The following is a 13,457-nucleotide window of genomic DNA, read 5'->3' as shown; positions in this document are numbered from 1 at the left end:
TGTTGTCGTTGTTATGGTTGTAGCCGTTGCTAACCGGCGCGCGGCGCTCAGGCCGCCGCCGCGTCGAGCGGCCACTTGGGCCGGCGCACCTTGCGGTAGGGCAGGGTCGTGAGGTCGAGCGTCACGGCGCCGGGGGCGCCCGCGTAGATCACGTGCCTGGCCACCTTCGAGAACGAGGCGTAAAAATGCTGCGAGGACTTCACCACGATGATCTTCTTGCGCGCGAGGTCGCAGCCCAGTTGCGTGAACAGATCCGTGCCCATCGCCTGGTTGCGCAGGGTGATCAGCACGATGTCGATGCCGTTGGCTTCCACCAGCGCGCAATCGCCCATCTGCACCGGCGTGTTCGACAGGCCGGTCATCACCATGTTGGGCAGCAAGGCCTTGATCGTGCAGTCCAGGTCCAGCGGATCCCCCGAGAGCGGGCTGATCTTGCCGCCGATGCGCATCGCCAGGCGCGCGCCCACACCCGCGTCAAAGGCGATGCGCACCGCGATCGGGTCCCACAGCGGGCCGACGGCGGCGTTGGCGATGCCGCGCTCGATCATGCGGCGCAGGATAAAGGTGGAGTCGCTCGCCGCGCCGCCCCCGGGATTGTCGGCGCCGTCTGCCAGCACCACCGGGCCGCCGTCGAAGGCCAGGGCCTCGTCGAGCGAGGTGTCGATGTCCGGATAGCGCACCTTGAGCGCCTCGCGCATGCCGATCAGCTCGTCGGCCAGCCGGCGGGCCAGCGCATCGGCCTGGGCCTGGTTGCCATCGGTGTAGACCAGCACCTTGGTGCCCATGCCGGGCACGTCTCCCCACGAGAAGCCGTGGGCGATGGAGACCGACAGCACGCCGTCGCGGCCTTCCAGCGACTGGATGCGGTCCACGAAGCCGCGCGCCGGCTCGCGCGAGGTATGAACGGTAACGATCATCTCGCAGTCGACCACGGCAGCCACGGGGCGGACCTTGCCTTGCACCTTGGCCGCGCACAGGTCGACCAGTTCCAGGGCGCGCTCCAGCACGTCGGTGTGCGGGTATTCCTTGAAGGCGACGAGCACGTCGGCGTGCTCCACCATCTCCGGCGTCAGGTGGCTGTGCGGATCGAGTTCCGCGCCGATCACCACCTGCGGCCCGACGATGGCGCGCACGCGCTGTAGCAAGTCGCCTTCGCAGTCGTCGTAGCCATCGGCCACCATCGCGCCGTGCAGGCCTAGCAGCACCATGTCCACGGGCAGCGCCGCGCGCAGGTCGGCCAGCAGTTCCTCGCGCAGGGTTTCGTAGGCATGGCGCGTGGTCGTGCCGCTGGGCTGCGCGCCGGCTACCATGCCTTCGGACAACTGCCAGCCGCGCTCCTTGCCGCGCAGCCGGGCGGCCCACAGCGGGCCGGAGAAGAACGTCATCTGCTCGGGATGCTGGCCAGCCGGGAAGTAGCCGCGGTCCCTGAAGGACGCGAGGCCTGTCGGCATCGGCCCGAAGGTGTTGGTTTCGGTGGCGAGGGAGGCACTGAATACACGCACGGTGGTGAACTCCTGGTCAATTTGGCGATTGGCGATTTGGGGGGGGACGCGATTCAGGTCGGGCCAGCGAGGCGGCGCAGCCGCGCGGGCCCTAGCATCTCGGCGGTCAGGCCGAACGATGCGGGATGCGCGGGCACGGGCAAGCCGCGCGCAAGCGCGGCGCAGGTGTCGCCCATGGCGGCCGAAGTCTGGATGCCATAGCCGCCCTGGCCAGCGACCCAGAAGAAGCCGGGGGCCGCGTCGTCAAAGCCGCCGACCAGGTCGCCGTCGGCGACGAAGGAGCGCAGCCCGGCCCAGGTGCGGGTGGGGCGGCGGATCGACAGCGATGTGGCTTCCTCGATGCGGTGGATGGCGAGCGCGATATCCATTTCCTCGGGCTGGATGTCTTGCGGCTCGACCGGATCGGCATTGGCCGGCGAGCCCAGCAACATGCCGGCATCGGGCTTGAAGTACCAGTCCTCGCCGGCGCCGAAGACCATGGGCCAGTGGTCCGTATCCATGTCCGCGGGCGGCGCGAAGATGAACGCGGAGCGGCGGCGGGGCTCGATTCCCAGCGGCTGCACGCCGGCCAGTCGCGCAATGGCGTCGACCCAGGCGCCGGCGGCGTTGAGCAGCACGGGCGCTTCGTATACAGCCCCGCCCGCTTCCACGCGCCAGTGGTCCCGCACGCGCGCAATGGCGCTGGCTTCGGCATCGCACACCAGCTTGCCGCCGGCCTGGCGCATGCCGCGCAGATAGCCTTGGTGGATGGCATGCACATCCATGTCCGCGGCGTTGGGCTCATACACGGCGCCCAGCACCTGTTCTGGCCGCAGCGCCGGCACGCGCTCGCGTGCTTGCTCGGCGCTCAGGCGGCGCGCATCGGGGTCCATGGCGCGCAGCACCTCCCAGTGCGCTTCGAGCAGCGGCAATTGTCCCGGGCCGGCGATCATGAGCGCGCCGCGCGGGGTGAGCAGCGGATGCGAGGCAAAGCCCGGCGGCGGGTCCTGCAGGAAAGCGCGGCTTGCCATGGTCAGCGCGCGTACCTGCTGGGTGCCATAGCTCTCCATGAAAAGTGCCGCCGAACGGCCGGTCGAGTGGTAGCCAGGCTGGGCTTCGCGCTCGAGCACGATGACGCGGCCATGCGGCGCGAGCCAGTGCGCGACGGACGCGCCGGCAATGCCACCCCCGATGACGAGGTAGTCGGCTGAGATCGGCGAAGCAGCGTGAGTTGTGCGCATGATGGTGGTGGGGCTGAGCGCGCTCGTGGGGCGCTGGTGCTTTGGAATGCGAGTGAGTGTATTCAAGAATTTGCGAATATGCAAATTGCGGATACGCAAATTTTGCACTAAAGTGAGCGGCATGGGATGTACCCGGCTGCGCCGTCTGATAGCATCCGCTCCAACGGAAAAAAGGACGCAGGCTTGAAAACACACATCGCCCCGGGGCGCGGCAGCGACGATAGCGAAGAGTCGCGCACGCTCGACCGCGAGACCTTTGGCAAGCGTCTGCGCAGTGCGCGCAAGGCCTTTGGCTGGACGCTGGCACATCTGGCGGAGCTGTCGGGCGTGTCGATCACCACCATTTCGCGCGCGGAGCGTGGGCAGCTGGCATTGGGCTACGAGAATTTTGCCGCGCTGGGCAAGGCGCTGCGGATGGACATGGGCTCGATGTTCGCGGGCGCCGGCGCGAAGACTGCGCCATTCCAGGGGCCCGTCGTGACGCGGGCCGGAGAGGGCGTGACCTATCGGGGCGTGTCGTTTTCCTATGAATTCCTCGGCACCGAGGCGGTGGGAAAGCAGATGATTCCGGTGGTCAGCACCGTGCACGCGCGCCGTATCGCGGGGCCCGAGGATTTCGCGCGCCATCCCGGGGAGGAGTTCGTGTACGTACTCTCCGGCGAGATCGAGGTGCATTTCGACGGCGGCGAACGGGTGCATCTGGCGCGCGGCGACTCGCTGTACTTCGATGCCCGCATGGGCCACGCCTACATCAGCCTCAGCCGCCAGCTCGCGCGGATCGTCGGCGTGATGACCAGCGAAAGCAGCTTCATGAAGTCCGCCCAGGCCGGGGAGACGGAAGCCGCGCTGAAACCTGCCGCCAGGCGGCCGCAGGGTAAGGGTTGAAGCGTTGAAGCCCTAAAGTATTCCGTCTCCTTGCCGTTAAGCGGCCACGCCTTATTCAATCTGTACGCGAGGAGCTGGCATGCTGAAACGGATCAAGACCCAACAGCTTCAAGTCGGAATGTTCGTGGCCAGGGTGGGGGGGGCATGGCTGGAGCATCCCTTCTGGCGCTCCCGGTTCCTGGTGAACAACCAGGAACAGATCGACCAGATGATCGCCTCCAAGGTCGAGGAGGTCTGGATCGATCTGCTCAAGGGCAAGGGTGTGTCGCCGCCCGTGCAACTCGCGGCATCGGGATCCTTGAGCGTGAAGCCCGTCGCGGACGAGCCGGCCGGCGCCGTGCCGCAGTCGGGGGTGCCGCTGGAGGTGGAGTTCGGGCTGGCCCGGGAGGTGATGAAGAACGGCAAGGCGGTGGTCGGGTCGATGTTCACGAACGCCCGCATGGGCCGGGCGCTGGAGGTGGAGGGCGCCCTGATGCTGGTCGATTCCGTATCGAATTCGCTGACCCGCCATTCGCAGGCCCTGATCGCGCTGGCGCGGCTCAAGGTGCGGGACGACTACACCTATCTGCATTCCTTCGCGGTCTGCGCGCTGATGATCGCGCTCGGCCGCACCCTTGGCCTGGACAATGCCGCGGTGCAACAGCTCGGGCTGGCAGGCCTGGTGCACGATATCGGCAAGATTTCCGTGCCCACGCACGTGCTGCACAAGCAGGGCGAGATGACCGCCGCCGAGGTCGCGATGGTGCAGCGCCATCCTTCGGTGGGTTACCGCGTCCTCAACGAGGCCAAGCTCTACAGCAATATTCCGCTCGATGTCTGCATGCACCACCACGAGCGCATCGACGGGCGCGGCTACCCGTTTGGCCTGCATGGCAACGAGATCAGCGTGCACGCCAAGATCGCCGCGGTGTGCGACGCCTATGACTCCCTGACCTCCAACCGGCCCGGGCACCAGGCGTGGACACCAGCGCGGGCGCTGGAGTATATGGCGGTGCGGGTGGATACGCTGTTCGATCGTACCGTGTTCCAGGCCTTCACCCGGTCCATTGGCATCTATCCGTTGGGCACGGTGCTGCGCTTGCGTTCCGGACGGCTGGCGGTGGTCTTCGCGCAGAACGACAACGAGCCGCTGCGCCCGCAGGTCAAGGTGTTCTACTCGGTGAGCGAGGCCGCCCACCTCGGCCCCGAGACGCTCGATCTGCGCGAGACGGAGGACACCGTGGTGGGGTTCGAGGATCCGGCGCAATGGGGCTTTCGCGACGAGCAGTTGCTGGCGCTCTGCGCGGCTTAAATCCGGCCACGGTGCGGCAATGCCATGCTGGCGTCAGGCGGCCCAGGCCAGCTCCAGGATGCGCGCGGCATTGCCCCCGCCTGCGCTGATACCCATGACGGCGCCCCATTCGGGGTCGAAGCGGCTGGCAAGGAAGGCGTCGGCGGTGGCCGCGTCGGCATGCTGGAGCATCAGGCAGGCCTGGGCGGTCAGCACCAGCCGCGTGGTGGTGCGGCGCGCCTCGGCCTGCTGCTCTTCCTCGGGCAGGCGCAGCGCCGCGCGCAATGTCGCCACGCTGGCCTGGATGCGCGGCTCGTCCGCGCCGACCACGCTCATGTGTTCGAGCACCCGCAGGTAGTCGTCCGGGTTGCGGCCGATGGCGCGTAGCACGTCCAGGCACATCACGTTGCCGGAGCCTTCCCAGATCGAGTTCACCGGGGCTTCGCGGAACAGCCGGCCCATGGGGCCATCTTCCACATAGCCGTTGCCGCCGAACACTTCCATGGCCTCGCCGGTCATCTCCACCGCGCGCTTGCAGATCCAGAATTTGGAAGCGGGCGTGAGGATGCGGCGCCATGCCAGGCGGGCGGGGTCGTCGGTGGCTTCGAAGGCGGTGGCCAGGTCCATCGCCAGCAGCATCGCTGCCTCCGCCTCCAGCGCCATGTCGGCCAGCAGCCTGACCATCAGCGGCTGGCGGATCAGCGGCTTGCCGAAGGCGCTGCGGTGGCGCGCGTAGTGCAGGGCCTGCACCAGTGCCTGGCGCAGGAAACCGGCGCTCGATAGCGAGCAGTTAAGCCGGCTATACGTGGCCATCTCCAGGATGGTGGGAATGCCGCGGCCTTCCTCGCCGACCATGATGCCCCAGGCAGCGCGGAACTCGACTTCGCTGCTGGAGTTGGAGCGGTTGCCCACCTTGTCCTTCAGGCGCTGGATCTCGATGGGGTTCTTGCTGCCGTCGGGGCGCCAGCGCGGCACGAAGAAGCAGGAGGAGCCGGCCTCGGTGTTCGCCAGCACCAGGTGGGCATCCGACATCGGCGCGGAGAAGAACCACTTGTGGCCGGTGATCAGGTACTCGGCTCCACGCCCCTCGCCGCGGCTGGGTATGGCGCGCGTGGTGTTGGCGCGCACGTCGGAGCCGCCTTGTTTCTCGGTCATGCCCATGCCCACGTTGATCGCGTGCTTGTGCTCGATGGGAAGGTCGCGCGGGTCGTAGGCCTGCGTCAGCAGCTTGTCGCCGAACTGCGCGAACAATCCCGGCTCCTTGCGCAGCACGGGGATGCAGGCCTGGGTCATGTTGGTGGGGCACAGCGAGCCGGACTCGATCTGGCTATGCATATAGAGCGAGGCCGCGTAGGAAGCCCAGGCCGAGGGGCGCGTATCGGCGAAGGGCAGGTTGGCCAGCCCGCTGCGGCGCGCAATGGTCATGAGCGCCTGCCAGCCCGGGTGAAAACGCACCTGGTCGATGCGCTCGCCGATGCGCGAGTGTGTGTGCAGCTCGGGATGATGGCGGTTGGCATCTTCGGCATGCCGGATCGTTTGCTCGGCACCGAGCACCGCGCCCTGGCGTTCGAGTTCCCCCTCGTTCCATCCCGCGCCGGCGCGGGCAACCGCGCGGCGGATGCCGGGGTCGCTCGTGTAGAGGTTGTAGTCCTTGAGCTCCGGGACCTGGTTGGTGATGACGTGGGTGGCGTGGGTGGCGTTCATGGCGGGCTGTCTCCTTGGGCCGGGCGGCCGGGCTTGCCGCCACCCGTTAGATTCGAAAGGTCATTCTAGATAGAATGGCCAGCCTGCATGTTCGGCTTTCGGAGCACCATGAACCCACAGCAAAAAGGCCCGGCAAAGCCGCGCCGCAGGCCGGTGCAGTCGCGCTCATGGCAGACCTCCCTGGCCATCCAGGAGGCCTTTGTTCGGCTTTTGGCCGGGCAGGACTATGGGCACGTGACGATCCGCGCCATCGTGGACCTGGCCGGCGTGGGGCTGGGGACGTTCTACGAGTACTTCGGCAGCAAGGAGGAGCTGGCACAGGTATGCCTGCACCTGCGCGCCAAGCGGATCGTGCTGGCGATGGACGGCTGCCTGGCGCAGTGCCGGGGCGAATCGATGGCGGCCATCGTGGATGCGCTGATCGCCGTCAACGTAGAGCACCACCGGGAGACGCCGGAGCGCTGGGGGCCGATCTACCTGCTGGAGCGGCATTACTCGGGGCGCGCGGCCTACCAGAAGATGTACGCACGGTTTGTGAACGGGTGGAGCCGGGCGCTGCTATGCGCGGCCGACGCGCCGCAGGCCGCGGTGGTCGAGGAGGCCTCGGTGACGCTGCAGGCCATCGTCTATGGCCTGATCTCGCATGCTTGCATCGATGAGGGGGAGGGGATCGATTTCTCGCGGCTGATGCGACAACTGCGGGGCGCAGCGCATGGATACCTGCGAACGCTTGGCGGGCAGGAAGGCTGAAGGGAGCAAACCAGCGGTATCCCGCTCGCGCAAATGAAAACCGGCGCCATCGGCGCCGGTTTTCCCGTCACGGCAAGCCCGGGTCCACTTACTGGATCTTGGCCTTGTCCTTGAGCGACTTCATCATTGCCTGGAACTGCTCGCGCTGCCAGTTCTGGTCGCCCATCAGCATCTGCACCAGCTGCGGCTTGACTTCCTCGAACGTCGGGATCTTGGCGTCGCGGGTGTCGTCGAGCTGGATGATGTGCCAGCCAAACTGGGTCTTGACCGGGGTTTCGGTCATCTGGCCCTTCTTCAGCGCGGTCATGGCGGCCGAGAACTCCGGCACGTAGCTGCTGCTGTTGGCCCAGTCGAGGTCGCCGCCGTTGGCTGCGGAGCCCGGGTCCTTGGACGAGGCCTTGGCCATGTCTTCGAACTTGGCGCCGGCCTTGATCTTGGCGATGATGGCGCGCGCGTCGGCTTCCTTCTCGACCAGGATGTGGCGGGCGTGGTATTCCTTGCCGCTGCCGAACTGGGACTTAATCTTGTCGTACCGCTTGCGCAGTTCGTCGTCGCTGGCGCCGTGGGTCTTGACGTAGTCCTCGAACACGGCACCGGCCAGCACGTTCAGCTTGGCTTGCTCCAGTTGTTCCTGCAGGTCGTCGCGCTGGGTCAGGCCGCGCTTGTTGGCTTCCTGCAGCAGCAGCTCACGGTCGATCAGCATGGTGCGGGCACGGTCGCGCAGTTCTGCGCTGGGAGGCTGTCCGGTGCCGGCTACGAGCTTGTCCAGCTTGGCCGAGGGGATCGCCTTGCCATTCACGACGGCGGCGTTCTGGGCGAGGGCGGGCAAGCTGCCAGCGGCAAGCACAGCCGCCAGGCTGAACGAGAGGACTGTGGTCTTCATGGAATCAGATCTGAGAGTTGCTCGAGGAATCGCGGGAGGTTTCGCGGGATTCAAGTTCTTGGTCAGTCAGCGCGGTCACCGCCAGCGCGTGGATTTGCGCGGGGAATAGATCGCGCAGCGCATCATACACCATGCGATGGCGCGCCACCCGGGTGCTGCCGGCAAATTGCGCGCTGACGATGGTGACGTGGTAATGCCCGCCGCCGGAGGCGGCGCCGGCGTGGCCGGCGTGCAGCGCGCTGTCGTCGCGTACTTCGATGCTGGACGGCGAAAGGGCTGCGCGCAGCAGGGCTTCGATTTGTGCGGGTTCTGCGGCCATCGGTGAATGCGTATCCTGGTGGGGCCCGGCCGGAGCCGGGAGATCAATCGAGGCAGGCGCGGCGGGCTGGGCCCGCCGGTGCGCTTACTCGGGGGTGTTTTCCTGCATGTGGCGGGACAGCCAGACGCTTTGTGCCAGGATGAACACCAGCATCAGGCCCATGCTGCCGAACAGCTTGAAGTTGACCCAGGCGTCGGTGGAGAACTGGTAGGCCACATAGAGGTTGACCACGCCCATCACGGCGAAGAAAGCGGCCCAGGCGGCGTTGAGCTTGCCCCAGGCGGCTTCCGGCATGGTGACCTGCTTGCCCAGCATGGCGCGGATCAGGTTCTTGCGCCAGATCAGCGCCGACAGGGTCAGCGTGGCGGCAAACAGCCAGTACAGCACGGTGGGCTTCCACTTGATGAAGGTCTCGTTATGCAGCAGCAGCGTGGCGCCGCCGAACACCGAGATGATCGCCAGGCTGACCCACTGCATCGGCTCGACCTTGCGGTGGCGCAGCCAGACCCAGCCGATCTGCACCACGGTGGCGGCGATCGCCACGCCGGTGGCGGCATAGATGCCAGCGAACTTGAAGGCGACGAAGAACAGGATGACCGGAAACAGGTCGAACAGGAATTTCATGCGAACAGGATTGAGCGACGCAAGGTCGAAGGCTTGGTTGGCGGCGAACCGCCGCGCGGGCGGTTCGGGCTTAGCGCGGCGTGTCGGGCGATGTCGGCGCGGCGTCACCCGCGTTGAGGTCGGCAGGGTCGCGCTGGTCGAATTTTAGCGCAGCCGAGTTGATGCAGTAGCGCAAACCGGTGGGCGCGGGGCCATCTTCGAAAACGTGGCCAAGGTGGCTGCCGCATTCCTTGCAGCGAACCTCCACCCGGACCATGCCGTGCGTGTGGTCGGTGTGCTCGTCGATCACCTCGCCGTTGATCGGGCGGAAGTAGCTCGGCCAGCCGCAACCGGCGTCGAACTTGGTGCTGGCTTCGAACAGCGGTGTGCCGCAGCCGACACAACGGTAGGTGCCGCGCTCCCAGTGATCCCAGTAGCGGCCGGTGAAGGGCCGCTCGGTGGCGGCTTCGCGGGCAACGCGGTACTCGATGTCGGAGAGTTGCTCGCGCCACTCGGCTTCGGTTTTTTGCGTGGTCATAATCGGCTTTCCTTTCTCGTTGGCCGGGAGACTTGGCCGGCGCACAGCTTGTTGCGCAGCCCGCTTTTCGTCACCCGAGGCCAGTTGGTCGTTTCTTGCCTGTCAAACCTTACGGTGCTTGCAGTGGTGCCGCGCCTTCACGACGAACAGCTCACTTCCAGCCCGGCTGCCCAGTCCGGCGGCAGCGCGGCGTAGCCCTCGGCCTCCGGCTGCTCGTCGAACGGGCGCGACAGCACGGCCAGCAGGCGATCCACCTCGCTGAAATCGTTCTCGCGCGCGCGCTGGATGGCGGTTTCTGCCAAGTGGTTGCGCAGCACGTACTTCGGGTTGACCGCCAGCATGGCCACAGCGCGCACGGCGTCAACGGAGTTCTCGGCACGCAGGCGGGCGCGGTAGGCCTCGGCCCAGGCATCCCACGCCGCGCGGTCCAGGAACAGGTCACGCACCGGGGCATCCTGGCTGCCATCGGCGCAGGAGATGCGGGCGAGGTTGCGCCAAAACAAGGTGTAGTCCACACGCTGGGCGTGCATCAGCTGGAACAGGTCAGTCAGCAGCGGCTCGTCGTCGGCATCGGGGCCGCCCGTCGGGCGCAGGCCAAGCTTGTCCCGGTATTGCTGGAAGAAGGCTGCGGCATAGCGTTCGCGGAACGGATCCAGCGCGGCGCGCGCGGCTTCTACCGCGGCGTCGGTGGCCGCTTTGCTGGTTTCGGCGTCGGCCTTGCCATCGCCCTCTCGCCACAGCGGCATCAGTGCCTGGGCCAGGCAGTGCAGGTTCCAGAACGCAACCTGCGGCTGCTGGCTGTAGGCATAGCGGCCTTGCGAATCGGAATGGTTGCAGATGTGGTTGGCGTCGAACGCATCGAGGAAGCCAAAGGGGCCGTAGTCGATGGTCAGTCCGAGGATCGACATATTGTCGGTGTTCATCACGCCATGGCAGAAGCCCACGGCCTGCCACCTGGCCATCAGGTCGGCGGTGCGCAGGGAGACTTCACGCAGCAGGGCCTGGTAGGGCTGCTTGTCGTCGCGGCACTCGGGCATGAAGCGGTCGATCACGAAATCCGCCAGCTGGCGCAGCGAGCCGAGGTCCTCGCGGGCCGCGAAATGCTCGAAATGGCCAAAGCGGATAAAGGACGGCGCCAGGCGCGTCACCACGGAGGCGGTCTCGATGGTCTCGCGGCGCACCGGGGCGTCCGATCCGATGATGCACATGGCGCGCGTGGTGGGCACGCCCAGCGCCTGCATCGCCTCGGAGCACAGGTATTCCCGGATCGAGGAGCGCAGCACGGCGCGGCCATCGGCCATGCGCGAGTAGGGCGTCATGCCGGCGCCCTTGAGCTGGATTTCCCAGGGGCCGGAGGCGGTGCGCGCCTCGGCCAGGCGTATCGCCCGGCCGTCGCCCAACTGCCCCGCCCAGACCCCGAACTGATGGCCGGAGTACACGCTGGCGAGGGGATCTGCCCACTCGGGCACGTGATTTCCTGCAAAAGTTTCGATGAAGCTACGCTGCGTTGCGGCATCCGCATCCCAGCCCAGCAACCCGGCTGCGGAGGCCGACACGCTGACCAGCCTGGGGGAGGGTAGCGGCGTCGGCGCGAGCCGTGTAAAGAAGCGCGGGCCGAGTTCCGCAAAGCCAGGCACGGCAGTGAACGGCGGCCGCGGCTCGGCAGCATTCAATGGGGCGGGGCCGGCGGGGTCTGGCAAGGCTTGGGGGGCGTCGGTTGGCTCGGGAGAGTTCACTGGGGCATCACTATGGGTGGCTGGGCGGTGCAGCGCCGGCATGTCGGATTTCGCGCAAGTGCGCTTGCAGGCTAGGGAAAACGACATGTTGAGGTGCAACATGGCAGGCGTTATTGTACTTCCACGCCGTCATTCGCATCTCTGACCGTCGTTGTCACCACAATGTTTCCGGATATCCCTTGAATCCCGCCCCTGGCGCACCGCCATGGTGCCGGGGTGCAGCCCGCCGGCCTCCCGGATATGGCGCTGCACAACGGATTCCCGTTGACGTTTCATCAATGGATGGCAACAATCGGCCCAAAAATAGAACGGTTGTTCGTTTTTTTGACGGATTTCGAAAATTACAGGAGACTATTCCATGGCATTGATGGGTCAAATGATGAGCGAACCCCTGCTCATTTCCTCCATCATCAAGCACGCCGCACGCCACTATGGCGGCACGGAAATCGTCTCGCGACGGACCGAAGGCGATCTGCACCGTTATACCTACCGCGATTGCGAGCTGCGCTCGCGCAAGCTGGCCCAGGCCATCGCCGCGCTGGGCGTGCAGTCGGGCGACCGTGTTGGCACGCTGGCCTGGAATGGCTATCGTCACCTGGAGATCTACTACGGCGTATCGGGCTCGGGAGCGGTATGCCATACCGTCAACCCGCGCCTGTTCCCAGAGCAGGTCGCCTACATCATCAACCATGCCGAAGACCAGTACGTGTTCTTCGACGCCACCTTCCTGCCACTGGTCGAAGGCGTGGCGGCGCATTGCCCGGGCGTGAAGGGCTGGGTGATGATGAGCGACCGCTCGCACATGCCGGCGCAAGCCAAGGTGCCGCTGCTGTGCTACGAGGACCTGATCGACGCGCAGGACGGCAACTACACGTGGCCGCAGTTCGATGAGAACACGGCCTCCAGCCTGTGCTACACCTCCGGCACCACCGGCAACCCCAAGGGCGCGCTGTATTCGCATCGCTCCACCGTGCTGCACTCCTACGCATCGGCGCTGCCGGACGCGCTGGGCTGCTCGGCGCGTGACGTGATCCTGCCCGTGGTGCCGATGTTCCACGTCAACGCCTGGGGTCTGCCGTATTCGGTGCCGCTGGTGGGCGCCAAGCTGGTGCTGCCGGGCGCCAAGCTGGACGGTGCTTCGGTCTACGAGCTGTTCGAGAAGGAGAAGGTGACCTTCTCGGCCGGCGTGCCCACGGTATGGCTGGGCCTGCTGCAGCATGTGCAGGCCAACAATCTCAAGTTCTCCACCTTCAATCGCACCGTGATCGGCGGCTCGGCGGCGCCGCCCGCCATGATCCGCGCGCTCAAGGCGCTCGGCGTGGAGACCATTCACGCCTGGGGCATGACGGAGATGTCCCCGCTGGGCACGTCCTGCAAGCTGCTGGCGCGCCACAATGACCTGCCGGAAGACGAACAGCAGAAGATCCAGGAAAAGCAGGGCCGCGTGATCTACGGCGTGGACATGAAGATCGTCGACGGCGACGGCAACGAGCTGCCCTGGGATGGCAAGGCGTTCGGCGACCTGCACGTGCGCGGCCCCTGGGTGATCGAGCACTACTACCGCAACGACGCGTCGCCGCTGGTGGATGGCTGGTTCCCCACGGGCGACGTGGCCACCATCGACCCCGACGGCTACATGCAGATCACCGACCGCAGCAAGGACGTGATCAAGTCCGGCGGCGAGTGGATCTCCTCGATCGATATCGAGAACGTGGCGGCCGCCCACCCGGCGGTGCATATGGCGGCCTGCATTTCCTGCTATCACCCCAAGTGGGACGAGCGCCCGCTGCTGGTGGTGATGAAGAAGGCCGGCGCCGAGGTGACGCGCGAGGAATTGCTGACGTACTTCGAAGGCAAGGTCGCCAAATGGTGGATCCCCGACGACGTTGCCTTTGTCACCGAGATTCCGCTCACCGCTACCGGCAAGATGCAGAAACTCAAGCTGCGCGAGCAGTTCAAGGACTACCGCCTGCCGGCGGCCTGACCCCAAGGCGGCCATAGAGCCGCCAATGCTTGCCGGGCGTTGATGCCGGCGATTGCAGGACAG

12 protein-coding genes are annotated in these 13,457 nt (G+C 66.4%); 4 read left to right on the top strand and 8 right to left on the bottom strand.

The annotated features are described in order from the left end of the window. Positions 1-47: 47 nt before the first annotated feature. Together AC1RQC_RS00500 and AC1RQC_RS00495 are read right to left on the bottom strand one after the other, a co-directional pair. The gene (locus AC1RQC_RS00500) at positions 48-1,502 is read right to left on the bottom strand and encodes a M81 family metallopeptidase (protein WP_492882259.1); all 1,455 of its coding nucleotides are present in this window, start codon (positions 1,500-1,502) and stop codon (positions 48-50) included. Positions 1,503-1,555: 53 nt separating this feature from the next. Then, positions 1,556-2,722, bottom strand: a complete 1,167-nt coding sequence (locus AC1RQC_RS00495; protein ID WP_492374579.1) for an NAD(P)/FAD-dependent oxidoreductase — start codon at positions 2,720-2,722, stop codon at positions 1,556-1,558. A 183-nt stretch (positions 2,723-2,905) separates the two neighbouring features. On the opposite strand from AC1RQC_RS00495, the gene AC1RQC_RS00490 reads away from it, so the two are divergent. Both AC1RQC_RS00490 and AC1RQC_RS00485 read left to right on the top strand, forming a co-directional pair. After that, positions 2,906-3,607, top strand: a complete 702-nt coding sequence (locus tag AC1RQC_RS00490) for a helix-turn-helix domain-containing protein (RefSeq protein ID WP_492374555.1) — start codon at positions 2,906-2,908, stop codon at positions 3,605-3,607. 79 nt (positions 3,608-3,686) lie between these two features. After that, positions 3,687-4,898 (top strand): cyclic di-GMP phosphodiesterase, encoded by a 1,212-nt coding sequence (locus AC1RQC_RS00485; RefSeq protein ID WP_492882258.1) that lies wholly within the window; start codon positions 3,687-3,689, stop codon positions 4,896-4,898. 33 nt (positions 4,899-4,931) lie between these two features. Here AC1RQC_RS00485 and AC1RQC_RS00480 read toward each other — a convergent pair whose 3' ends face one another. Next, positions 4,932-6,581 carry an acyl-CoA dehydrogenase family protein gene (locus AC1RQC_RS00480; RefSeq protein WP_492882257.1) on the bottom strand — a complete coding sequence of 550 codons (1,650 nt, stop codon included), beginning with the start codon at positions 6,579-6,581 and terminating at the stop codon, positions 4,932-4,934. Between the two features lie 108 nt (positions 6,582-6,689). On the opposite strand from AC1RQC_RS00480, the gene AC1RQC_RS00475 reads away from it, so the two are divergent. After that, the gene (locus AC1RQC_RS00475; protein WP_492829906.1) at positions 6,690-7,331 is read left to right on the top strand and encodes a TetR/AcrR family transcriptional regulator; all 642 of its coding nucleotides are present in this window, start codon (positions 6,690-6,692) and stop codon (positions 7,329-7,331) included. Between the two features lie 88 nt (positions 7,332-7,419). Here AC1RQC_RS00475 and AC1RQC_RS00470 read toward each other — a convergent pair whose 3' ends face one another. From AC1RQC_RS00470 to AC1RQC_RS00450, 5 genes are all read right to left on the bottom strand, one after another. After that, positions 7,420-8,214 carry a peptidylprolyl isomerase gene (locus AC1RQC_RS00470; RefSeq protein ID WP_492882256.1) on the bottom strand — a complete coding sequence of 265 codons (795 nt, stop codon included), beginning with the start codon at positions 8,212-8,214 and terminating at the stop codon, positions 7,420-7,422. 4 nt (positions 8,215-8,218) lie between these two features. Then, positions 8,219-8,533: a BolA family protein gene (locus AC1RQC_RS00465; RefSeq protein ID WP_150990287.1), complete on the bottom strand. Its 315-nt coding sequence runs from the start codon at positions 8,531-8,533 to the stop codon at positions 8,219-8,221. 84 nt (positions 8,534-8,617) lie between these two features. Beyond that, the gene (locus tag AC1RQC_RS00460) at positions 8,618-9,157 is read right to left on the bottom strand and encodes a septation protein A (protein WP_174426400.1); all 540 of its coding nucleotides are present in this window, start codon (positions 9,155-9,157) and stop codon (positions 8,618-8,620) included. A gap of 70 nt (positions 9,158-9,227) precedes the next feature. Then, positions 9,228-9,674 carry a peptide-methionine (R)-S-oxide reductase MsrB gene (gene msrB, locus AC1RQC_RS00455; RefSeq protein ID WP_492374560.1) on the bottom strand — a complete coding sequence of 149 codons (447 nt, stop codon included), beginning with the start codon at positions 9,672-9,674 and terminating at the stop codon, positions 9,228-9,230. A gap of 137 nt (positions 9,675-9,811) precedes the next feature. Then, positions 9,812-11,452 carry a protein adenylyltransferase SelO gene (locus tag AC1RQC_RS00450; RefSeq protein ID WP_477133974.1) on the bottom strand — a complete coding sequence of 547 codons (1,641 nt, stop codon included), beginning with the start codon at positions 11,450-11,452 and terminating at the stop codon, positions 9,812-9,814. A 316-nt stretch (positions 11,453-11,768) separates the two neighbouring features. Between AC1RQC_RS00450 and AC1RQC_RS00445 the strand changes: the two genes are divergently transcribed. After that, on the top strand, positions 11,769-13,394 hold the full coding sequence (locus AC1RQC_RS00445; RefSeq protein ID WP_492374561.1) for a 3-(methylthio)propionyl-CoA ligase: 1,626 nt from the start codon (positions 11,769-11,771) through the stop codon (positions 13,392-13,394). Positions 13,395-13,457 lie beyond the last annotated feature (63 nt).

This window comes from Cupriavidus sp. GW822-FHT03E04, from assembly GCF_058801495.1.
Note: the sequence above shows the minus strand (reverse complement) of the source record. Positions and strands in the feature narration are given on the sequence as shown.

What these genes read in the sequence shown, in the direction of transcription:
- AC1RQC_RS00495 (WP_492374579.1), bottom strand. Translation starts at nt 2,722, where the DNA reads ATGCGCACAACTCACGCTGCTTCGCCGATCTCAGCCGACTACCTCGTC.
- AC1RQC_RS00485 (WP_492882258.1), top strand. Translation starts at nt 3,687, where the DNA reads ATGCTGAAACGGATCAAGACCCAACAGCTTCAAGTCGGAATGTTCGTG.
- AC1RQC_RS00480 (WP_492882257.1), bottom strand. Translation starts at nt 6,581, where the DNA reads ATGAACGCCACCCACGCCACCCACGTCATCACCAACCAGGTCCCGGAG.
- AC1RQC_RS00475 (WP_492829906.1), top strand. Translation starts at nt 6,690, where the DNA reads ATGAACCCACAGCAAAAAGGCCCGGCAAAGCCGCGCCGCAGGCCGGTG.
- AC1RQC_RS00470 (WP_492882256.1), bottom strand. Translation starts at nt 8,214, where the DNA reads ATGAAGACCACAGTCCTCTCGTTCAGCCTGGCGGCTGTGCTTGCCGCT.
- AC1RQC_RS00465 (WP_150990287.1), bottom strand. Translation starts at nt 8,533, where the DNA reads ATGGCCGCAGAACCCGCACAAATCGAAGCCCTGCTGCGCGCAGCCCTT.
- AC1RQC_RS00460 (WP_174426400.1), bottom strand. Translation starts at nt 9,157, where the DNA reads ATGAAATTCCTGTTCGACCTGTTTCCGGTCATCCTGTTCTTCGTCGCC.
- msrB (WP_492374560.1), bottom strand. Translation starts at nt 9,674, where the DNA reads ATGACCACGCAAAAAACCGAAGCCGAGTGGCGCGAGCAACTCTCCGAC.
- AC1RQC_RS00450 (WP_477133974.1), bottom strand. Translation starts at nt 11,452, where the DNA reads ATGCCGGCGCTGCACCGCCCAGCCACCCATAGTGATGCCCCAGTGAAC.
- AC1RQC_RS00445 (WP_492374561.1), top strand. Translation starts at nt 11,769, where the DNA reads ATGGCATTGATGGGTCAAATGATGAGCGAACCCCTGCTCATTTCCTCC.